Raw genomic sequence first — 17,756 nt, forward strand, 5'->3', positions numbered from 1 at the left:
CCACGGGATCCCGGTGTAGAGCACGAACAAGATCCCGCACAACACCTTGCGGTCATCGAGGGGCTTACGGCCCGGGAACCGGTGCCTGCGCGGTGCACGGGGCGGCAACAGCGGCTCGATCTCCGCCCACAACTCGTCCGAGACGATCCACGGCGGCTGTTCACCCCTCCTCACGGCCGAGCACTCTAGTCGATCGTCCATCAAGGACAAGACCCCTAGATCATTCTGTTAGGAGTTCTTAGTCAGCTGCCGAAAGGTTCCCCGTCACATACACGCCCTTACCTTGATGACCCTCGACCAGCCCCTCAGCCTGCAGGATCAGCAGAGCGGACCGGACCGGCTCGGCGGAGACACCGTAGTGCGCAGACATCTCGCGGAGCGAAGGCAGCTTGACCCCCGGGCCGTACTCGCCCGAGCTGATCTTGTCGCGGATGTCCTGAGCGATGCGCTGACGTTCTGGGATTCGGGGCATGGCAACTCCTGGTAGGCCCCAAGATCCTCCCACGCCGCCACCTCGGCAGCCAAGACTTCGCGTGCTTAGCATGTTCGGCTCTTGTCCTTTGCATGCTTTGCATTGTATGTTGAGCCCCGGAAGCCCGGCACTGGATCGCCTGGTAGGCAACCGGCCCTCCCGGTTGGGCATCCACCTCCGCTGGCACGGCTGACTTCGCTCGTCGGCTGTGCCAGCACCCCAACGCAAGCAGCCCCTGCTGCCGCACCCCGAACCGGCCGCAGGGCAGGGCAACCTCCGCCGACCGGAATCCGCGGAGGCCGCCCACCACACTTCGACGCGACCCGACGAAGGGCGGTCCCCCGTGCGCAACCTGTTCCGTCGGTCGGCAGGCCGACGCGACGACGAGCAACTAACCGCACAAGCCAACCGACGCCAGCCACTTCGCCCTTGGCAAATCCGTGAGCGCTGCTTCAACGTCCGCCGCCGCGGCCTCGACCCAGCCGAGATCCGCACCTTCCTCCACCAGGTCGCCGACGAACTCACCGTCGCCCAGACCGCTCTGCGAGCGGTGCAGGAAGAGAACGTCCGCATCAAGAACGCCCTGCGCACCTGGCAGAGCGCCCAGTCGGCGAACCACCGCTACCGATGACCGACCGCTGGGTGATCCACTTACCCGTGACCGCCCCCGACCTGCACCGCGCCCGCATCTTCGCCCGCACCGCCGCCCGCCTGCTCGCCCAGCTCAGCGCCCGAATAGAGCCCGGCGGCGTAACGGTCTCGACCGAAGACCAGCAGTCCCTACGCCATTGGGTCTTCTGCGACCGCCCACTACCCGGCGGCGGGCGCTGCGCCCTGCCGGTCGACCACACCTCGCCCTGCGCGCGACGCGCACCCTGGCTCACCCGCAGCTGAGCACGACCGATGCGCGGCCAGCGGTGGCGGAATGGCGGCGGTCCCAGCGGGTACGCGGACTGGAGGCAGGGCGGGTAGACGCCGTGCTGCGGAAGCGCCATCTCCGATCTGACGCACGAGAGAAGAGGGGCACGCGATGAAGGACAGAATCCTCACCCCGATCAAAAGGGCGACAAAGAGCATCCAGGTGCGCCGTAGACGGGGAGACTCCCTGATCACCAAGGCGAAAGCCACCCGGCCCGGCCGGGTCTTTCAGTAAGCCCGAGACACCGGACCGACCGGTCCGCTGAAGACAAGAACTGCCAGCGCGCTCGGCCTCCACGAAGGCCGAGCGCGCTCGTTTCCGCTCATGAAGACACCGGCGACCGACGCAGGTAGCGAGCACGGCGGCCGGCGTCCTGGAACCCGAGCCGCCGGTACAGCTCAGCCGCCGGGTTGTTGTCGTTGACGCAGAGCCACACCTCCCGCGCCCCATCGGCCGCCAGACCCCGCAGCGCACGAGCCACCAGATACGCCCCGACCCGCCGCCCCCGCCACTCGGGGACCACACCCACCTGGTCGACCCAGTTGTCGATGACGTTGACGAAGCCGACGGCGGCACCGTCGGGACCACGCGCGATGAGCGACAGGTCCGCCAGGTACTCGTCGTCCTCCCCCAGCTCACCCAGCCACTCCTCCGCCGTGGGCGAGGCGAAGTCGGGCCGGTCGGCGAACGACGCCCGGTAGGTCTCGAACAGCTCGGGACCGAGCGCCACCGGGTCGGCGGTCACGTCAACGGGCCGGGCGACCTCCGGGAGCGCGCCGAGGTCGTGCCGCTGCACCCACTCGGCGAAGGTCCGCTCGAAGCCGCGCGCCGTGAACAGGGCGTCCGCGCCCGGGTTCCACGACTCGGTGGTCACCAGCAGGTCGGCATCACCCGCCTGTTCGCCGGCCCAGCTCAGCAGTCGGCCGCCGAGGCCCCGCCCCCGCCAGTCCGGATGCACCAGGCCCGTGCTGGTGGCCGTCTGCCCGCCGAGGCCGACCCCCACGGCCGCGACCAGGCCGCCGTCGTGCCAGGCGCCGAGGGTACGGGTCTGGAGCAGCCGCGCCCGCACCAACGGGGTACGGGCGAACAGCGGCAGCCCACCGTCGACGGCCAGGCACGCCTCGGCCAGCCGGGTCAGCTCCGCGAGGTGTTTCTCGCCGAACTCTTCCCAGGTCAGAGCGTCCGTCCCGTCCATCCCTACCCCTGTCGTCAATGGCCCACCGGCCGGCCATCAACCGAGTACCGGCCGGTGACAAGGCCCGGCAGGCAGTAGGCACCGCGCCCCCGCTGGGTGTCAACCAGATTCGAGCCGGATGCGGTGTCGTACCCGCCTGGGAGCATCAGCCCATGGCGACCTCGAAGCAGCCGGTGACCGTGCCGACCGACGCCAGCGTCGACGATTTCCTGGCGGCCGTGCCGGACGAACGCCGGCGGGCCGACGCCGAGCGCCTCTGCGCGCTGTTGCGTGAGGTCACCGGCGAGCCCCCGGTGATGTGGGGCCCGAGCATCGTGGGCTTCGGCACCTACCGCTACACCTACGAGAACGGGCGCACGGGCGATTGGCCGCTGGTTGGCTTCTCGCCGCGCAAGCAGCAGCTCGTCGTCTACCTGGTGGGCGGGTTCGAGGAGCGCTACCCGTCGGTGCTCGCCCGGCTCGGTCCGCACAAGACCGGCAAGGGCTGCCTCTATCTGAAGCGACTCGATGACGTCGACGAGAGCGCCTTGCGCGAGCTGGTCGACCGCACGGTCCGGGCGCACAGGGGCGTCGACCGGGCCAGCCAACGCTGACCGGAGGCGGGGGTCAGCTCGCGACCTGCAACGGCGCTCGGCGAACGCCTGCGGCACGTTACGGGCCGCCTCCGGCGGCGTCGGGGCGCGTCAGTTCCAGACTGACGCGACGGCGGCGGCGTGTGCCGCGCCGACGGCCCGCCCGGCGCGGGCGGACGCCGCCCGGGTCGCCGGTGACAGCGCGTTGGGGCCGAACGCGTCGACGGACGCCTGGTCGGCGCTGATCACGTGGACGGTGGCCGAGGCGAGTGCGGCGATCTCGGCGTCGAGGTCGCCCCACGGCTGCGGCGTGTCCGCGAGGGTCGGCTGGATGATCAGCACGCGGTCGGCGCCGGCGGCCAGGTCGGCGTTGGTCATGGAGCGCACTCCGCCGTCGATGTAGCGGCGGTCGCCGATCTCGACCGGCGGCCAGATGCCGGGCACCGCGCAGCTCGCGGCGACGGCGTCGCGCAGGGTCACCCCGGACTCGCGGGTGAAGATCGCCTCATCGCCGGTCTCGGCGTCGACCGCGGGCAGCAGCAGGCGCCGGTCGGGCCACTGCTTCACGGGGAGCCGGGCGTCGATCGCGGCGAGCCGGAGGGCCGGGTCGACGGTCCGCGCGGCGAGGGCGATCTCGCCGAACCGGCGGCGGGCCTCCTGCGGCCCGGACACACCGGTCAGGGCGGCGGCGTAGTCGGCGAAGAGCTTCTCCGTATCGACGTCTACCTCGATCTCGGCGGTCTCGGGGCGCAGCTGGGCCGCGTACAGGTCGTCGAGCGCGACGCCGCTGGTGATCTGCGCGGCGACCGCGGAGCCGGCGGAGGTGCCCACGACCAGGTCGGCGGCGAGGATCCGGTCGGCGAGGGTGGGATCGGCGTCGGCGAGGCCGCGCAGGACGCCCAGCTCCCAGGCAATCCCGGCCACGCCGCCACCGGCGAGTACGAGTGCGTTCGTCATGATCGCCAGCCTTGCACAGCGGGCGGGCACGGTGGATCCCGTGATCCGTGACGGACGCCTCAGCGGGTCAGGTCGCGACCTGCAGCACCGCGTCGGCGAACGCCTGCGGCGCTTCCTGCGGCAGGTTGTGCCCGACGCCGCCACTCACGGTCCGGTGTTCGTACCGGCCGGAGAATCGTCCGGCGTAGACGGACGGGTCGAGGTGGGGTGCGCCGTTGGCATCGCCTTCGAGGGTGATGGTGGGCACCTCGATGCTCGGGTTCGCGGCCAGCTTCTCCTCCACCTCGTCGTACTGTGGCTCCCCGGCGGCGAGGGCGAGGCGCCAGCGGTAGTTGTGGATGACGACGTCGACGTGGTCGGGGTTGTGCAGCGAGGCGGCGCTCCGGTTGAACGTCGCGTCGTCGAAGGCCCACTTCGGGGACGCCGTCCGCCAGATCAGCTTGGCGAAGCTGTCGAGGTTCTTCTCGTACCCGTCCCGGCCGCGGTCGGTGGCGAAGTAGAACTGGTACCACCAGGCGAGTTCGGCCTGCGGCGGGAGCGGTGCGCGCCCCGACTCCTGGCTGGCGATCAGGTAGCCGCTCACCGAGACGAGGCCCTGGCAGCGTTCCGGCCACAGCGCGGCGATGATGTCGGCCGTGCGGGCGCCCCAGTCGAACCCGGCGAGGGTCGCCTTCGGCACCCCGAGGGCGTCCATGAAGGCCACGGTGTCGAGGGCCAGGGCTGCCGGCTGGCCGTTCCGCATGGTGTCGGCCGACCGGAACCGTGTCGTGCCGTACCCACGCAGGTGCGGCACGAGCACCCGGTGGCCGGCCGCCGTCAACCGGGGGACGACCTCGGCGAAGCTGTTGATGTCGTACGGCCAGCCGTGCAGCAGGAGCACGACCGGACCGTCCGGGAGGCCGGCGTCGACGTACCCGACGTCCAGCACACCGGCGTCGACCTGCCGCAGGTCGGTGAACAACGTTGACGATCCGCTGGCGTTCATTACCGGCCGCTCCTCGTGCTCGCCCCGCCGACGTCTGCACGCTAGAGCCGGGCGACGGCCACCGGCGGCGTTCCGGGAGAAGGCGTTCGCGGCGACTCCGGGATGGCTAGGATCGGCCCCCGCTGGTCAGGCAGCGGCACAGATGGTGGCCAGGGGCCGACCGAGCGGCACCCGGGCGCGCACCTGCACGCCACCGAGACCGGGTGCCGGGCAACCCGTTACCCGGTGTCACAGCACCCGGGTGACTCGCTCTCCCGCCATGCGGGCGTCGCGGTCAGCCGGGTTGAGGTTGGCGCAGAGCACCACCGACGCCTCGGCGGCGAGGGGGGCAAGCAGCCACTTCAGCGGCTGCTCGTGCTCGGCCACGTCGACCAGCAGCCGGTCGCCGGCGCGCAGGTCGAGCTGGTTGGCGTACTCCCGGGCCACCGCGCCCCACTCGCCGTAGCTGGTGCCGTCCGGGCTGGCCGGGTCCGTGGGGCGGAGAGCGGCCAGGTCGGGAGCGATCTCGGGGTGCCGGAGCACCTCCGGGGACCAGTCCAACCAGCCCGGCGGCACCTCGTCCAGCGGGCCGGGGCCGGTGCCGACGAGGTAGCGGTACGTCCCCTCGGGGACGTCCTCCAGCCAGTCGTCGAGCCGCTCCGGGGTGACGAACACCGCGTCGTACGGCAGGTCGGCGCCAGGTTCGAGGACCGCCAGCCCGGCCAGGGCCCGGGGCCGGAACGAGACCGCCAGCCCGACCGACCAGGCCCCGATGAGCACGGCCGCGGTACGCCAGTGCGGCGGCAGCAGCACGGCGACCCGGTCACCGGGGCGCAGCCCGCAGCCGTCCCGGAGCAGCCCGGCGCTGCGGGCCGACCATGCGCCCAACTGCTGGGCGGTGAGGTCGGTGCGCTCGCCGGTGGCACCGTCGAGGTAGCTGAGCAGCGGCTCGTCCGTCGCGACGGCGACGGGTGCGTGGTCGGCCATCGGGTGCACTCCTCCCTGGCGGTCAGCTCACCCTAGTGCGGTGTCCACTAACGTTCACCGGGTGTCCGGTGGGGGTTGTGGATCCTCGCCTTTTGGGCGAGCGACTCCCCACCGGGTGGTGGGGCGGGCCTCCGCGGGCCAACTGATCCTCGCGCCGCCTGGTGTGGGCGGCGGGGGTCACGTCGGGACTGGCCGGCACCGGGGAGGTGTCGTCCGGCTCGACGGTGCGTGACCACCCCGGGCACCCGAGCGGGTGTGGGGGTGGTGGTTCCGCCGCCCGGGGTGCGGGTGGCGATGGTGGCGGCCGCGACGAGGTCGCGGTGCCCGGTAAACGTGCAGTGTGGGCAGGACAGGGTCCGGCCGCGGGGTTTCGGTACCCGCCGCCGGCAGGCCGGGCAGGTCGAGGAGGTGCCACGTTCGTCGACGAGGTGGACGGTGATGCCGGCCAGGACAGCTTTGTCGGTGAGGACCTGCAGGAGCCGGCCGATCTGCCACTGCCGTAGCCGCAGGTTGTGCCGCCGCCCGGCCGGTAGGTCGAGCACGCCGCGCGGATCACCCACGTGCAGCACACCCACCCGCTGGCGTACCGCCCAGGACACGACCTGGCGGGCGGCCTCGTGTTGGGCCTGACGCACCCGGCGCCGGTGCCGGCCTTCGACCAGCCGCGCCCGACGCCGGTACTGGCGCCACCGCCGTGACCCCTTCTGCCCCGGTTTCGGGGCCCGCCGGGCGACCGCACGGCGGCGGGCCTTCGTGTCGGCCAGGTGCATGCGGTGTTCGCCGCGGATCGCCCGCCCCGACACCAACAGCCCCGCACCGTCGGGGCCGGCCACCGCGTACGGGTGGATGATCCCCAGGTCCACCCCGGCCACCCTGGCCGGGTCCGGTTCCTCACCGGGCGGGTACGTCGCCACCGGCACCTCAGCGGTCACGTCCAGGAACAGCCGGCCGCCCTCACACAGCAGCGTGATCGACCGGACCTGCTCGACCGGGTAGGGAAGAGCGCGCGCCAGCCGCACCCACAACGGTGCGGTGCCTCTCGCCGTCGGGATCCGCACCCGGGCACCGTCAAGGGTGAACGTGCTGTGATACCAGCGCACCGGCATCAACCCCCGCCGCCGGCGCGGGAAACGCGCCGACACGTCACCCACCTTGCGGCGTTTCGTCGCCGCGAACCAGGCATCGGAGAACCGGCGCAACACCGACCGGGCACCCGTCGAATCCAACTCCCCGAACGTGCCCGGCCCCGACACGGACAGCTCCCGACACAACTCCTGATAGCCCACCAGCGGCGCGTCGCGGCGGCGACGTCGCCACCCATTGACCTCCAACACACACGCCCACACGTCACCGGCCGAACGCAGCAACCCGAAACACCGCCGCCGCTGCCCTGACGTCACCCCCAACGCCACACGCGCGGTGCGATGCACCACCCGAGGCGCGGCAGGATCCCGACGACGAGGCACAACCCCACCCAACACCACCAGTACGACAAACTCCCCGGCAACCGACCCGGCGAACGTTTGTGGTCACGGCACTAGCCGGGTGAACCGGTCGACCAGGAGGCCCAGCCGCCGCTCGTGCTGCTCCCGCCGCAGCCGGCCGGTGCGCATCAGCGTGACCAGCCCGTGCAGCCCGCTCCAGAAGGTCTCGGTGAACGTCTCCAGGTCGTCGTCACCGGCGAACGGGCGCAGCGTCTCGGCCAGCTCGGCGAAGGCCCGGGCCAGCTCCACCGGCACGTCCTGGCTGGCGAAGGGCAGGCTGGTGGGGAGGATGAATATCGCGTCGTAGAGCGCGGGCCGGCGTTCGGCGAACGCCGCGTACGCCGTGGCGATGCCGGCCACCGCCTGCCGCGGGTCGGTGGCGGCGGCCCGGGCGGCGGCGAGTTCGGCGGCCAGATCACCGCTGCCCTCCACGGCGACCGCCGCCATGATGGCGTCCTTGCCCTTGAAGTGGCTGTAGAGGACGGGCTGGCTGTACTCGATCTCGGCGGCGAGCCGGCGGGTGGTGACCGCGTCCCAGCCCTCTGACTCGGCCAGTTCCCGGGCCGCGGCGACGATCGCCCGCTCCCGTTCCGCCCGCTCTCGCTCCCGCCGCGCCTGAATCGACATGACCAGAACTCTAGCACCGCTAGCCAATCTGCCGCCGCTCTGTTAGCGTCGCTCTCACATCTAGCACTGCTAGCCATCGGAGTCAGAGATGCTCAGCGCCATCGCCTACGGGCTCGCCGTCGTCCTCAGCCTCTTCTGCGTCTTCATCGGCGCCCGGTTCCTCCTCGCGCCGCAGGCATCGGCCGCCGGCTACGGCGTTCCGGTCAAGCCGGACGAGGACCCCGCCTACCTCACGATCAAGGGCCTGCGCGACCTCAGCTACGGCCTGCTCGGTCTCGCGCTGATCGCCTTCACCAACGCCGAGGCGGTCGCCTGGTACATGCTGATCGTCGCGATCAACCCGTTGGGAGACACCCTCATCGTGCTGCGCCGCGGCAGGAAGGCCATCGCCTTCGGCGTCCACTTCGCCACCGCCGTGGTCGTCCTGCTCAACGCCGTCCTGCTGTTCGCCCTCTGACCCGCACCGCCACGACAGGAGTAGCGCGATGTCCCTGATCACGCCCGACTTCGACCGGTCCGTCATCGTCCGTGACGCGGACGCCGAGGTGGTGGGCCGCGCCCCCACCACGATCCGGCTGCTCGCCGACAGCAGCGCCACCGGCGGGGCGCTCTCCACCCAGCGGGTCACCCTCACCGACGGCGCGGACGGCGCCCGGCCGCACCACCACGGCAACTCCGCCGAGCTGTTCTACCTGCTCGACGGCACCGCGCAACTGCTCTCCGGCGAGCAGGTCGTCACCGCCGAGCGCGGCGACCTGGTCATCGTGCCGCCCGGCGTGGCGCACGCGTTCGCCGCCGCCCCGGGCGAGAACGCCGACATCCTCATCGTGATCACCCCCGGCGTCGAACGGTTCGAGTACTTCCGCCACCTGGAGCGGATCGCCTACGGGAAGGTGCCGCCGGAGAGCCTGCTGGAGGTGCAGGAGCTGTACGACACGTACTTCCGGAGCAGTGACGCCTGGGACGCCGCCCGCCGGTGACCGACGATCGGGCCCGCGACCGTCGACTTTGGTCGCGGGTCCCGTCGTCCGACGGCCGTATCGGCGGACCCGGCAAACCCGGAACGGTGGGGCCATGACAACAAAGCGAAGTCGCCTCGCACCGGCGATCGCGTTGCTGCTGCTCGCCCCGTGGGCCGCCGAGTGCGCCTGGGGCGGCTTCACCCTCGCCGGCATGCCGTTCGTGGTGCTCGTGCTCGCCCCGATGTACGGGGGCGCCGCCCTGCTGATCCGCGAGACGGCCCGGCGGCTCGGCCTCGGCTGGCCCGGGATCGTGGCGCTCGCCGCCGCGTTCGGCGTGGTCCAGGCCGGCCTGGTCGACCAGTCGCTGTTCAACCCCGGTTTCCTCGCCCACACCGAGTTCGCCGACACCCAGCGCGTCGCCGAGGCGACGATGGTGCCCGGCCTCGGGTTCAGCGCCCGGCAGGTGGTCGACTACGTGGGCAACCACGTGGCGTTGAGCATCTGCGGGCCGATCGCGCTCGTCGAGTCCTGTCTGGGCGCGGACCGGCGGCTGCGCCCGTGGCTCGGCCGGCCGGGCCTGGTCGTGGTCGCCCTGCTCTGGCTGGGCGGCAGCCTGCTGGTCTTCACCGACGACGGCGGCCGGAAGAACTTCCTGGCCACCCCGACCCAGCTGGCGTTCGCCACCGCCGTGGCGCTGGCGCTGATCGTCGCCGCCCTGCGACACCGCCCGCGACCCGTCAGCCCGGACACCCCGCCCGCGCCGCGTCCGGCCTGGGTCGGGCTCGTGGTGGCCGTCGCGTACGCCGGTTCCGGGCTGGTGTCGGGCTGGCCGGGGATCGGCCTTGCGCTAGCCCTCGCCGGCATCGCGGCCGTTCTGCTCGTGCGGTGGTCCCGGCGCGCCGGCTGGGGGCAGCGGCACGTGCTCGCCGCCGGCTCGGCCAGCCTGCTCGTCGCCGCCGCGTACGCCTATGTCGTGCCCACCTATGCCCCGGCGACGCCGGCGGCGGCCCTGGTGGGTGACGTGGCGATCAGCGCGATCGCCCTCGCCCTGGTCGGCGGCGCGTGGTGGCGCCTGCGGCGGGTCAGCTGCCGGGCAGTTCCGGGCCGCCGTCGAGCAGCGGGGCCAGCAGGTCGCCCTGCTTCTCCACCCGCTTGAGCACCTCCGGGGCGGTGTAGGGGCGGGTCGACGGGCGCTTGCCGGCCGCGCCGGCCTCGACCTCGTCCCAGGTCAGCGGGGTCGACACCGAGGGCACGTCCTGGGCCCGCAGCGAGTACGGCGCCACCGTCGTCTTGGCCGCGTTGTTCTGGCTCCAGTCGATGAAGACCTTCCCGGGGCGCAGGTTCTTCGCCATCTTCGAGACGATCTGCTTTGCGTGCTCCTTCTCCAACTCCTGCGCGATCCGCCTCGCATACGCCGACACGTCGTCGGAGGACTGCGTGCCGGCGATCGGGCAGCAGAGCTGCATGCCCTTCTTCCCCGACGTCTTCGGATAGGCCGCCACCCCGTCGGCAGCCAGCCGGTCCCGCATAACCAGCGCCACCTGGCAGCACTGCCGCAGCGCGGCCGGGGCGCCCGGGTCCAGGTCGACCACCATCATGTCCGGGTGCTCACCGACCTTCCACTGCGGCGTGTGCAGCTCCAAGGCGGCGAGGTTGGCCAGCCAGACCAGCGTGGGCAGGTCGTCGGCGACCACGTAGTCGATGGTCTCCCGCCCCTTGCTCGACCCGGGGGCGGGCAGGTTCACGGTGCGTACCCACTCCGGGGTGGCGGCGGGCGCGTTCTTCTCGAAGAACGAGCCGCCGTCGACGCCGTTGGGGTAGCGGATCCGGGTCAGCGCCCGGTCCTGAAGGTGCGGCAGCAGCACCGGGGCGATCCGGGTGTAGTAGTCGATCACCTCGCCCTTGGTGAAGCCGGCCTTCGGGTAGAGGACTTTGTCCAGGTTGGACAGCTCCAGCGAGCGGCCCTCCACCTCCACCTTGAAGCGGTCAGCTGGCATCGTCGACCTCCTCGGCAGGCTTGTCCGGGCGCAGGCGCAGGATCCGGGGGAAGCGCAGCCGGCCGTCCGGCGTGCGCTGGCCGTACTTGACCTCCACCACGACCTGAGGTGTTACCCAGATCGCGCCGCGGGCATCCTCGCGCGGCACGTCCCCGGCGAACGGCGACCCGCCGGAGCGCAGCGGCTCCAGCTCGCGCAGCAGCTCACGCTCGATCGCCGCGCCGATCCCCCCGCCCACCCGGCCCCGGTAGATGAGCCGCCCGTCCGGGCCGGGCACCCCGACCAGCAGGCCGCCGACCTTCCGCGCGCCGGGCCGCCAGCCGCCGACCACGAAGTCGCCGGTGACCTCCAACTTGACCTTCACCCAGTCCGGCGAGCGCACCCCGGGCCGGTAGACCGCGTCGACCCGCTTGGCCATCACCCCCTCCAGGCCGTGCTCGCCGGCCGCCGCATAGGTGGCCGGACCGTCGGCGAAGACCGGCGGCACCGCCCACCGGGCGGCGCCGAGCCCCAGGGACTCCAGCGCGGCGCGCCGCTCCCGGTAGGGCCGGCCGGTCAGGTCCGCGCCACGCAGCCGGAGGACGTCGAAGATCATGTACGTGACGGGGACGGTCGCCGCGAGCCGGGCGGCCTTGGCCGCGTTGCGGACGTGCATCCGCTCGGCGAGGGCGGTGAACGACGGCTGGCCGTCGGTGAAGAGAACCACCTCGCCGTCCAGCAGGGCGTCGTCGACCTGCTCGGCCAAGGGGATCAGCTCGGGGTACGCGGTGGTGATCTCGACGCCCGAACGGGCATAGAGGTGCTGGTGGCCGCGGCTGATGTCGGCGAGCGCGCGGACCCCGTCCCACTTGAACTCGTACGCCCAGCCGTCACCGGCCGGGAGCTGCCCGGTCATCGCGAGCATCGGCTTCAACGGCGCGCCGGGCACCTTCTGACTGTAGTTGCACGCGGAAGCGCGTGCGTCCCGTTCGATCATTTGCGATTCTGGTCAGAACCGGGGAGAGGAGCGCGTCATGCGGGCGATCTGGAAAGGAGCGGTGTCGTTCGGCCTGGTGTCGATCGGGGTGAAGGTCTACTCGGCGACCGAGGAGAAGGACATCCGCTTCCATCAGGTGCACCGCGAGGACGGCGGCCGCATCCGATACAAGCGCACCTGCTCGGTCTGCGGCGAGGAGGTGACCTACGACGACATCGCCAAGGGCTACGACATCGGCGGCGGCGAGATGGTCATCCTCACCGACGAGGACTTCGCCGAACTGCCGCTGACCACCTCGCACGCGATCGACGTGCTGGAGTTCGTGCCGGCCGAGCAGGTCGACCCGATCCTCTACAACAAGGCGTACTTCCTGGAGCCGGAGGGCACGGCCACCAAGCCGTACGTGCTGCTGCGCGACGCGCTCGCCGACTCGGAGCGGGTGGCGATCGTCAAGGTGGCGCTGCGCCAGCGGGAGCAGCTCGCCACCCTGCGGGTCCGCGAGGGCGTGCTGCTGCTCAACACCATGCTCTGGCCCGACGAGGTGCGCCAGCCCGACTTCGGCTTCCTCGACGAGGACCTCAAGGTACGTCCCCCGGAACTGGCCATGGCCAGCTCGCTGATCGACTCGATGGCCGGCGAGTTCGAGCCGGACGCCTTCACCGACGACTACCGGGCGGCGTTGCAGGAGGTCATCGACGCCAAGGTCGAGGGTCGCGAGGTGGTCCAGCCGGAGGAGGAAGAGGCCGCGCCGGCCGCCGCGGTGGACCTGATGGCCGCCCTGAAGGCGTCGGTCGAGCGGGCCCGGGCGGCCCGGGGCGAGGCGCCGGAGGGCGGGGCGGGCGAGCCGACGCCGATCTCCGCGGCGCGCTCGGCGCAGAAGGCGGCCAAGGCCACGAAGGCGCCGGCCAAGAAGGCAGCCGAGAAGAAGGCCACGGCGAAGAAGGCGCCCGCCAAGAAGGCGGCGGAGAAGAAGGCCGAGCCGGCCAAGAAGACCGCCGCGAAGAAGGCCCCCGCCAAGAAGGCGGCCGAGAAGAAGGCGGTCCCCCGCAAGACCGCCTGACGTCGAGGGGCCGGGGCCCCGCCCCTCGACGGCGGTGGCTCAGCCCCGGCCGAGCTTCTCGGTCGGGGTGATCCGCACGATCACCCGCTCCTCGCCCGGCCGGCGGAACGGGTAGGTCTCCTGCCCCAGGTACTTCTGCGCCATCCGGTCGATGTGCTCGTCCGCCCCCTCGGTGACCAGCTCGGCGGTGCCCTTGACCCAGAGGGTGCGGAAGTCGTCCGCCTTGTCCACCACGGAGACCGCGACCACCGGGTTGCGGGCGATGTTGACGTACTTCTGCCGGCCCTTGGCGGTGTTGAAGACGATGTGCTCGCCATCGGTGTCCACCCAGACCGGGGTGACGTGCGGGGTGCCGTCGACCTCGATGGTCGCCACGTGGGCGAGCTGCGGTTCGGCGAGCAGGGCCAGGTCTTCTTCGGTGAGGATCGCCATGGTCGAGAACCTACCCCGCCCGCCCGATCGTCACCCGCGTTCCGCTGCCGCCCGCGCCGCAGCGAGCTGTCCGAATCCGGCCGGCCGAGGGAGCACCGCGGGCGTCCGGGCGGGTACCGTGTGCGCTGGCTTCGGCGGCGGCCCGCCGGAGGCGCACCCACCCCACCCAGCAGGGAGTCGACGTGAGCGAGCGCGTGGAGAACCGGTCGGCGGGCCAGAGCCCGGGCACCAAGGCAGAGCGGCGGCTGGCCGCCCAGCTGGCGGCGAAGAAGGCCGCCGAGGCGCGGCGCCGCCGGCAGTCGATGCTGGGTGCCGCCGCCGGTGTGATCGCCGTGGCGGCCCTGATCGGTGGCATCGTCTGGCTCAACAACGGCGACGACGACAAGGCGGCGAGCCCCACCGCGTCGGCCAGCGCGACCGCCCCGGCCGAGCCCACCGCGGCCCCGGAGCAGCAGTTCCCCGCGGACCTCGACCCGGCGCTGAAGACCAAGCCGACCGTCGAGGCGGGCAAGGGCGAGCTGACCAAGCTCGCCGTCACCACGCTCGTCAAGGGCAAGGGCCCGGCGGTCAAGGCCGGCCAGCAGATCACCACGAACTACGTGGGCGTGTTCTACAAGGACGGCAAGGAGTTCGACGCGTCCTGGAACAGCGGCCAGCCGGCCACCTTCCCGATCGGCGTCGGGCAGGTCATCCCGGGCTGGGACCAGGGCCTGGTGGGCGTCCCGGTCGGCAGCCGGGTGCAGCTGGACATCCCGGCCGAGCTGGCGTACGGCAAGGACGCGTCGGGCGGCCGTCCGGCCGGGCCGCTGCGCTTCGTCGTCGACGTGCTCGCCGCGCAGTAGCTCACAGCAGGCTTCCGCCCGGTCACCCAGCGGCAGTAGGTTCATGGTCACCGCGGGCGGTCCACCGCCCGCGGCGACCCGCCCACAACCGCGGAGGTGCACGTGGCGGCGCTGGACGACACCGGGCTGGCCCGGCTGATGTGGACACACTTCGAGCCGGTCCACGCGGTGACCTACTTCCACCCCCGGGCCCGCACGGCGTACGAGGCGGTCGGGTTGCGCGGCTACTGGCGGGGCTACTTCGCCGGCCGGGCCGCCCCGCTCGGGCCAGTCGGCGCGCCGACCGTGGTGGCCGCGTTCTTCAGCTTCGCGCCGTCGATGGTGGCTCGGGCGCTGCCCTCGGTGTGGCGGCTGGCCACCCCGGAGGAGGCGCTGCGCGCCCGGCTCACCGGCGCCGTGCAGGCGCTCGCCGAGTTCACCTACGAGCTGCCCGAGTCGCACCTGGTCGAGGCGGCCGACCTGCTGGAGGAGGCGGCCGGGCGGGTGGAGACGGCCGGCCGGGTGCTCGGCGCGGTCAACGCGGCCCTGCCCCGGGGCGAGTACCCGCTGGCCCGGCTCTGGCAGGCCGCCACCACGTTGCGCGAGCACCGGGGCGACGGGCACGTGGCGGCGCTGGTCACGACCGGCCTGGCGCCGGTGGAGGTGGTCGCCTGGCGGTGCCGGGTCGACCAGTCCCGCGAGTTCCACCAGCCGGCCCGGGGCTGGACCGACGAGGAGTGGGCCGCGGCCGAGGAGCGGCTGGTCGAGGCGGGCTGGCTGACCGCCGACCGGGCGCCGACCGAGCACGGCACCGCGACCTTCCGGGCCGTCGAGGAGGCCACCGACCGGGCGGCCCTCGGGCCGTGGCGGGCGCTGGGCGCGGAGCGGACCGCCCGGCTGCGGGAGCTGCTCGAACCGATCGCCACCCGGTGCCGCACGATCATCCCGCCGAAGGCACCGATCGGCCTGCCGGCGCAGCGCAGCGTGACCACCGACGCAACGAGCCCGGCCCGCTGAGCGGCGGACGGCGTAGCCTTCCGGGCATGTGGATCGTGGAACTTGCGTTCACCGAGGCGCCGGAGCGGCTCGCCGCCCGCCCCGCCCACCGCGCGCTCCTCACCGAGCTGCACGAGAAGGGCGTCGTCCGGATGGCCGGGCCGCTGCCCGACGACTCCGGCGCCGTGCTCGTCTTCGACGTGCCGGACCGGTCGGAGCTCGACCGCGTGCTCGCGGCCGACGCGTACTTCACCACGCCCGGCGTGGCGGTCGCCCGGGTCCGGGAGTGGGCGCCGTTCCTGACCTGACCCCGGGCCGTCCGGCAGGATGGGGTACGTGGTGGACGCGGTGCTCTTCGACCTGGACGGCGTGATCGTGGACTCCGAGCCCGTCTGGGAGGAGGTCCGGCGGGCGTACGTGGCCGAGCACGGGGGCACCTGGCAGCCGGACACCCAGCACCGGCTCATGGGGATGAGCACCGGCGAGTGGGCCGCGTACCTCAGCGGTGAGCTGGGCGTCGACCGCACCGCCGAGCAGGTCGCCACCGAGGTGGTGGCCGAGATGACCCGGCGGTACGCGCAGCGCGTACCCCTGATCGACGACGCCGACGCGGTGGTGCGCCGCACGGCCGCGCGGTGGCCGCTCGGGCTGGCCAGTTCCTCCCCCACCCGGCTGATCGCGGCAGCGCTGGACGCGACGGGCCTGACCGACGCGTTCGGCGCGACCCTGTCGACCGAGGAGACCGCCCGGGGCAAACCGGCGCCGGACGTGTGGCTCGCCGTGGCGGCACGGCTCGGCGTCGACCCGGCCCGGTGCGTGGCGGTGGAGGACTCCTCGAACGGGGTCCGCTCGGCGGCCGCCGCCGGTTGCCGGGTGGTGGCCGTGCCGCACGGCTCCTATCCCCTCGATCCGGACGCGGAGGCGCTGGCGGCCGCGCTGCTGCCCTCGATCGACGCACTCACCCCCGAGGTGGTGGAACGCGCGGCTTGCGCCTGACGCGACGGCGGCGGCCGGCTGACCCGACCGTCGGTGGAACGCCACGGGTGTCACCGCCGCCCTTTGACACCCGTGGCGTTCCACTCAAGGGGCTGATGTCCCTCCGCGCCCCGGTTGTACGGTTTCGGGGGCGCGCCGGATCGGAATGATCGCGAGGCGTCCGGGTAGCGCAGCCGGGCAGGACGGCGGAGGGGACGGCGATGAGGGCGATCGTGTACGAGAACAACGGGGACGCCTCGGTGCTCCAGCTGGTCGACCGGCCGGTGCCGGAGCCGGGCCCCGGCGAGGTGCTGGTGCGGATGGCCGTGGCCGGGGTGAACCCGACCGACTGGAAGGCCCGCCGCGCCTGGCCGCTGCCGCAGGGCTGGCAGATCCCCGGGCAGGACGGCGCCGGGGTGATCGAGGCGGTCGGCGAGGGCGTCGACCAGATCCTCATCGGCGAGCGGGTGTGGCTCTGGGAGGCGGCCTGGCAGCGGCCCTGGGGCACCGCCAGCGAGTACACGGTGGTCCCGGTCCGGCACGCGGTGAGCCTCGGTTCGGCCTCGTTCGACCTGGGCGCGGCGCTGGGCATCCCGTTCATGACCGCGCACCGATGCCTGACCGCCGGCGAGTTCATGCCGGACAAGCTGCACGCCGGCGCGTTGAGCGACCACGTCGTGCTGGTGCAGGGCGGGGCGGGCGCGGTCGGCAACGCGGCGATCCAGTTGGCCCGCTGGGCCGACGCGTGCGTGATCGCCACGGTGAGCAGCCCGGAGAAGGCGCAGCTCGCCGCGGCGGCCGGGGCCAGCTTCGTGGTCAACTACCGCGAGCAGGACGTGGTCGAGGAGGTCCGCAAGATCGCGCCCGACGGGGTGCACACGATCGTGGAGGTCTCCGCCGCCCGCAACGCCGCCGCCGACGTGCAGATGCTGCGTACCGGGGGCGCGGTCTGTGTGTACGCGGACGACGGTGGCGAGCAGGTGACCCTGCCGATCCGGCCGCTCATGATGCCGAACGCCCGCTGGCAGTTCGTGCTGATCTACACGGCACCGAAGGCGGCCAAGGCGCAGGCGGTGACCGACATCGCGGCGGCGGTGGCCCAGGGCGCGATCCGGGTGGGCGAGGAGGCCGGCCTGCCGCTGCACCACCACACGCTGGACGCGGCTCGGCCGGCGCACGAGGCGGTGGAGAATTCGGTGGTCGGCAAGGTGCTGATCACGACCAGCGACACCTGAGAACGCGAAACGTATTTCGCCATCATCGGGACAGAGACGAACAAGTTTCGCGAGAATGACATTGCGGGTCGCCCCGCATGGACGGGCGGCCCCGGCGCGGTGCGAACGCCGGGGCCGCCCTCTGG

23 protein-coding genes are annotated in these 17,756 nt (G+C 72.6%); 12 read left to right on the top strand and 11 right to left on the bottom strand.

All coding sequences use genetic code 11. From position 1 onward, the window contains the following. Together ACFYPD_RS09110 and ACFYPD_RS09115 are read right to left on the bottom strand one after the other, a co-directional pair. A partial coding sequence (locus ACFYPD_RS09110) for a transposase (protein ID WP_387112289.1) occupies nucleotides 1-201 on the bottom strand: 201 nt, incomplete at its 3' end. Between the two features lie 37 nt (nucleotides 202-238). Then, the gene (locus tag ACFYPD_RS09115) at nucleotides 239-472 is read right to left on the bottom strand and encodes a winged helix-turn-helix domain-containing protein (protein WP_387110627.1); all 234 of its coding nucleotides are present in this window, start codon (nucleotides 470-472) and stop codon (nucleotides 239-241) included. A 352-nt stretch (nucleotides 473-824) separates the two neighbouring features. Here ACFYPD_RS09115 and ACFYPD_RS09120 point away from each other — a divergent pair, with 352 nt between their 5' ends. Continuing rightward, on the top strand, nucleotides 825-1,103 hold the full coding sequence (locus ACFYPD_RS09120; protein WP_387112291.1) for a DivIVA domain-containing protein: 279 nt from the start codon (nucleotides 825-827) through the stop codon (nucleotides 1,101-1,103). After that, nucleotides 1,100-1,366, top strand: a complete 267-nt coding sequence (locus ACFYPD_RS09125; protein ID WP_387110629.1) for a hypothetical protein — start codon at nucleotides 1,100-1,102, stop codon at nucleotides 1,364-1,366. The genes ACFYPD_RS09120 and ACFYPD_RS09125 overlap by 4 nt, the downstream gene beginning before the upstream one ends. 347 nt (nucleotides 1,367-1,713) lie before the next feature. On the opposite strand, the gene ACFYPD_RS09130 is transcribed toward ACFYPD_RS09125, so the two are convergent. Then, nucleotides 1,714-2,586, bottom strand: coding sequence for a GNAT family N-acetyltransferase (locus ACFYPD_RS09130; protein WP_387110631.1), 873 nt, complete (start codon nucleotides 2,584-2,586; stop codon nucleotides 1,714-1,716). 152 nt (nucleotides 2,587-2,738) lie between these two features. Here ACFYPD_RS09130 and ACFYPD_RS09135 point away from each other — a divergent pair, with 152 nt between their 5' ends. Then, entirely contained in the window at nucleotides 2,739-3,179 is a 441-nt protein-coding gene (locus ACFYPD_RS09135; protein ID WP_387110633.1) for a DUF1801 domain-containing protein, read from the top strand. 90 nt (nucleotides 3,180-3,269) lie between these two features. Here ACFYPD_RS09135 and ACFYPD_RS09140 read toward each other — a convergent pair whose 3' ends face one another. From ACFYPD_RS09140 to ACFYPD_RS09160, 5 genes are all read right to left on the bottom strand, one after another. Continuing rightward, entirely contained in the window at nucleotides 3,270-4,115 is an 846-nt protein-coding gene (locus ACFYPD_RS09140) for a patatin-like phospholipase family protein (RefSeq protein WP_387110635.1), read from the bottom strand. Nucleotides 4,116-4,182: 67 nt separating this feature from the next. Next, complete coding sequence (locus ACFYPD_RS09145; protein ID WP_387110637.1) at nucleotides 4,183-5,100, bottom strand: alpha/beta fold hydrolase; 918 nt, start codon at nucleotides 5,098-5,100, stop codon at nucleotides 4,183-4,185. A 228-nt stretch (nucleotides 5,101-5,328) separates the two neighbouring features. After that, on the bottom strand, nucleotides 5,329-6,066 hold the full coding sequence (locus ACFYPD_RS09150; protein WP_387110639.1) for a TIGR03089 family protein: 738 nt from the start codon (nucleotides 6,064-6,066) through the stop codon (nucleotides 5,329-5,331). A 47-nt stretch (nucleotides 6,067-6,113) separates the two neighbouring features. After that, entirely contained in the window at nucleotides 6,114-7,550 is a 1,437-nt protein-coding gene (locus ACFYPD_RS09155; protein ID WP_387110641.1) for an RNA-guided endonuclease InsQ/TnpB family protein, read from the bottom strand. A gap of 45 nt (nucleotides 7,551-7,595) precedes the next feature. After that, nucleotides 7,596-8,177, bottom strand: a complete 582-nt coding sequence (locus tag ACFYPD_RS09160) for a TetR/AcrR family transcriptional regulator (protein ID WP_387110643.1) — start codon at nucleotides 8,175-8,177, stop codon at nucleotides 7,596-7,598. 88 nt (nucleotides 8,178-8,265) lie between these two features. Here ACFYPD_RS09160 and ACFYPD_RS09165 point away from each other — a divergent pair, with 88 nt between their 5' ends. The 3 genes from ACFYPD_RS09165 to ACFYPD_RS09175 all read left to right on the top strand — a co-directional run bounded on the left by ACFYPD_RS09165 (nucleotide 8,266) and on the right by ACFYPD_RS09175 (nucleotide 10,295). After that, nucleotides 8,266-8,634, top strand: coding sequence for a DUF4267 domain-containing protein (locus ACFYPD_RS09165; RefSeq protein WP_387110645.1), 369 nt, complete (start codon nucleotides 8,266-8,268; stop codon nucleotides 8,632-8,634). A gap of 28 nt (nucleotides 8,635-8,662) precedes the next feature. After that, the gene (locus ACFYPD_RS09170; protein WP_151464479.1) at nucleotides 8,663-9,157 is read left to right on the top strand and encodes a cupin domain-containing protein; all 495 of its coding nucleotides are present in this window, start codon (nucleotides 8,663-8,665) and stop codon (nucleotides 9,155-9,157) included. Between the two features lie 94 nt (nucleotides 9,158-9,251). Continuing rightward, nucleotides 9,252-10,295 (top strand): hypothetical protein, encoded by a 1,044-nt coding sequence (locus ACFYPD_RS09175; protein ID WP_387110647.1) that lies wholly within the window; start codon nucleotides 9,252-9,254, stop codon nucleotides 10,293-10,295. Here the strand turns inward: ACFYPD_RS09175 and ligD (ACFYPD_RS09180) are convergent. Both ligD (ACFYPD_RS09180) and ligD (ACFYPD_RS09185) read right to left on the bottom strand, forming a co-directional pair. Next, a complete protein-coding gene (ligD, locus tag ACFYPD_RS09180; RefSeq protein ID WP_387110649.1) occupies nucleotides 10,222-11,136 on the bottom strand; it encodes a non-homologous end-joining DNA ligase in 915 nt (304 codons plus the stop codon). The genes ACFYPD_RS09175 and ligD (ACFYPD_RS09180) overlap by 74 nt on opposite strands. Further along, nucleotides 11,126-12,064, bottom strand: a complete 939-nt coding sequence (ligD, locus tag ACFYPD_RS09185) for a non-homologous end-joining DNA ligase (protein ID WP_387110651.1) — start codon at nucleotides 12,062-12,064, stop codon at nucleotides 11,126-11,128. The genes ligD (ACFYPD_RS09180) and ligD (ACFYPD_RS09185) overlap by 11 nt, the downstream gene beginning before the upstream one ends. Before the next feature lie 85 nt (nucleotides 12,065-12,149). On the opposite strand from ligD (ACFYPD_RS09185), the gene ACFYPD_RS09190 reads away from it, so the two are divergent. Beyond that, nucleotides 12,150-13,172 carry a Ku protein gene (locus tag ACFYPD_RS09190; protein ID WP_387110653.1) on the top strand — a complete coding sequence of 341 codons (1,023 nt, stop codon included), beginning with the start codon at nucleotides 12,150-12,152 and terminating at the stop codon, nucleotides 13,170-13,172. A gap of 39 nt (nucleotides 13,173-13,211) precedes the next feature. On the opposite strand, the gene ACFYPD_RS09195 is transcribed toward ACFYPD_RS09190, so the two are convergent. Continuing rightward, a complete protein-coding gene (locus ACFYPD_RS09195) occupies nucleotides 13,212-13,604 on the bottom strand; it encodes a PPOX class F420-dependent oxidoreductase (RefSeq protein ID WP_387110655.1) in 393 nt (130 codons plus the stop codon). 182 nt (nucleotides 13,605-13,786) lie between these two features. Between ACFYPD_RS09195 and ACFYPD_RS09200 the strand changes: the two genes are divergently transcribed. From ACFYPD_RS09200 to ACFYPD_RS09220, 5 genes are all read left to right on the top strand, one after another. After that, nucleotides 13,787-14,446, top strand: a complete 660-nt coding sequence (locus ACFYPD_RS09200) for an FKBP-type peptidyl-prolyl cis-trans isomerase (protein WP_387110657.1) — start codon at nucleotides 13,787-13,789, stop codon at nucleotides 14,444-14,446. A 138-nt stretch (nucleotides 14,447-14,584) separates the two neighbouring features. Continuing rightward, nucleotides 14,585-15,442 (top strand): hypothetical protein, encoded by an 858-nt coding sequence (locus ACFYPD_RS09205; protein ID WP_387112294.1) that lies wholly within the window; start codon nucleotides 14,585-14,587, stop codon nucleotides 15,440-15,442. A gap of 26 nt (nucleotides 15,443-15,468) precedes the next feature. Next, complete coding sequence (locus ACFYPD_RS09210; protein WP_387110659.1) at nucleotides 15,469-15,729, top strand: YciI family protein; 261 nt, start codon at nucleotides 15,469-15,471, stop codon at nucleotides 15,727-15,729. A 28-nt stretch (nucleotides 15,730-15,757) separates the two neighbouring features. Continuing rightward, entirely contained in the window at nucleotides 15,758-16,417 is a 660-nt protein-coding gene (locus tag ACFYPD_RS09215) for an HAD family hydrolase (protein WP_387110661.1), read from the top strand. 200 nt (nucleotides 16,418-16,617) lie between these two features. After that, nucleotides 16,618-17,631: an NADPH:quinone reductase gene (locus tag ACFYPD_RS09220; RefSeq protein ID WP_387110663.1), complete on the top strand. Its 1,014-nt coding sequence runs from the start codon at nucleotides 16,618-16,620 to the stop codon at nucleotides 17,629-17,631. The last annotated feature ends 125 nt before the right edge of the window (nucleotides 17,632-17,756 follow it).

It is taken from the genome of Micromonospora sp. NPDC005299 (assembly GCF_042872345.1).
Taxonomy (GTDB): Bacteria; Actinomycetota; Actinomycetes; order Mycobacteriales; family Micromonosporaceae; genus Micromonospora.

Coding starts and splice junctions, on each gene's coding strand:
- ACFYPD_RS09190 (WP_387110653.1), top strand. CDS start 12,150: ATGCGGGCGATCTGGAAAGGAGCGGTGTCGTTCGGCCTGGTGTCGATC.
- ACFYPD_RS09205 (WP_387112294.1), top strand. CDS start 14,585: ATGTGGACACACTTCGAGCCGGTCCACGCGGTGACCTACTTCCACCCC.
- ligD (WP_387110649.1), bottom strand. CDS start 11,136: ATGCCAGCTGACCGCTTCAAGGTGGAGGTGGAGGGCCGCTCGCTGGAG.
- ACFYPD_RS09210 (WP_387110659.1), top strand. CDS start 15,469: ATGTGGATCGTGGAACTTGCGTTCACCGAGGCGCCGGAGCGGCTCGCC.
- ACFYPD_RS09175 (WP_387110647.1), top strand. CDS start 9,252: ATGACAACAAAGCGAAGTCGCCTCGCACCGGCGATCGCGTTGCTGCTG.
- ACFYPD_RS09140 (WP_387110635.1), bottom strand. CDS start 4,115: ATGACGAACGCACTCGTACTCGCCGGTGGCGGCGTGGCCGGGATTGCC.
- ACFYPD_RS09135 (WP_387110633.1), top strand. CDS start 2,739: ATGGCGACCTCGAAGCAGCCGGTGACCGTGCCGACCGACGCCAGCGTC.
- ACFYPD_RS09130 (WP_387110631.1), bottom strand. CDS start 2,586: ATGGACGGGACGGACGCTCTGACCTGGGAAGAGTTCGGCGAGAAACAC.
- ACFYPD_RS09165 (WP_387110645.1), top strand. CDS start 8,266: ATGCTCAGCGCCATCGCCTACGGGCTCGCCGTCGTCCTCAGCCTCTTC.
- ACFYPD_RS09145 (WP_387110637.1), bottom strand. CDS start 5,100: ATGAACGCCAGCGGATCGTCAACGTTGTTCACCGACCTGCGGCAGGTC.
- ACFYPD_RS09150 (WP_387110639.1), bottom strand. CDS start 6,066: ATGGCCGACCACGCACCCGTCGCCGTCGCGACGGACGAGCCGCTGCTC.
- ACFYPD_RS09195 (WP_387110655.1), bottom strand. CDS start 13,604: ATGGCGATCCTCACCGAAGAAGACCTGGCCCTGCTCGCCGAACCGCAG.
- ACFYPD_RS09170 (WP_151464479.1), top strand. CDS start 8,663: ATGTCCCTGATCACGCCCGACTTCGACCGGTCCGTCATCGTCCGTGAC.
- ACFYPD_RS09125 (WP_387110629.1), top strand. CDS start 1,100: ATGACCGACCGCTGGGTGATCCACTTACCCGTGACCGCCCCCGACCTG.
- ACFYPD_RS09220 (WP_387110663.1), top strand. CDS start 16,618: ATGAGGGCGATCGTGTACGAGAACAACGGGGACGCCTCGGTGCTCCAG.
- ACFYPD_RS09115 (WP_387110627.1), bottom strand. CDS start 472: ATGCCCCGAATCCCAGAACGTCAGCGCATCGCTCAGGACATCCGCGAC.
- ACFYPD_RS09160 (WP_387110643.1), bottom strand. CDS start 8,177: ATGTCGATTCAGGCGCGGCGGGAGCGAGAGCGGGCGGAACGGGAGCGG.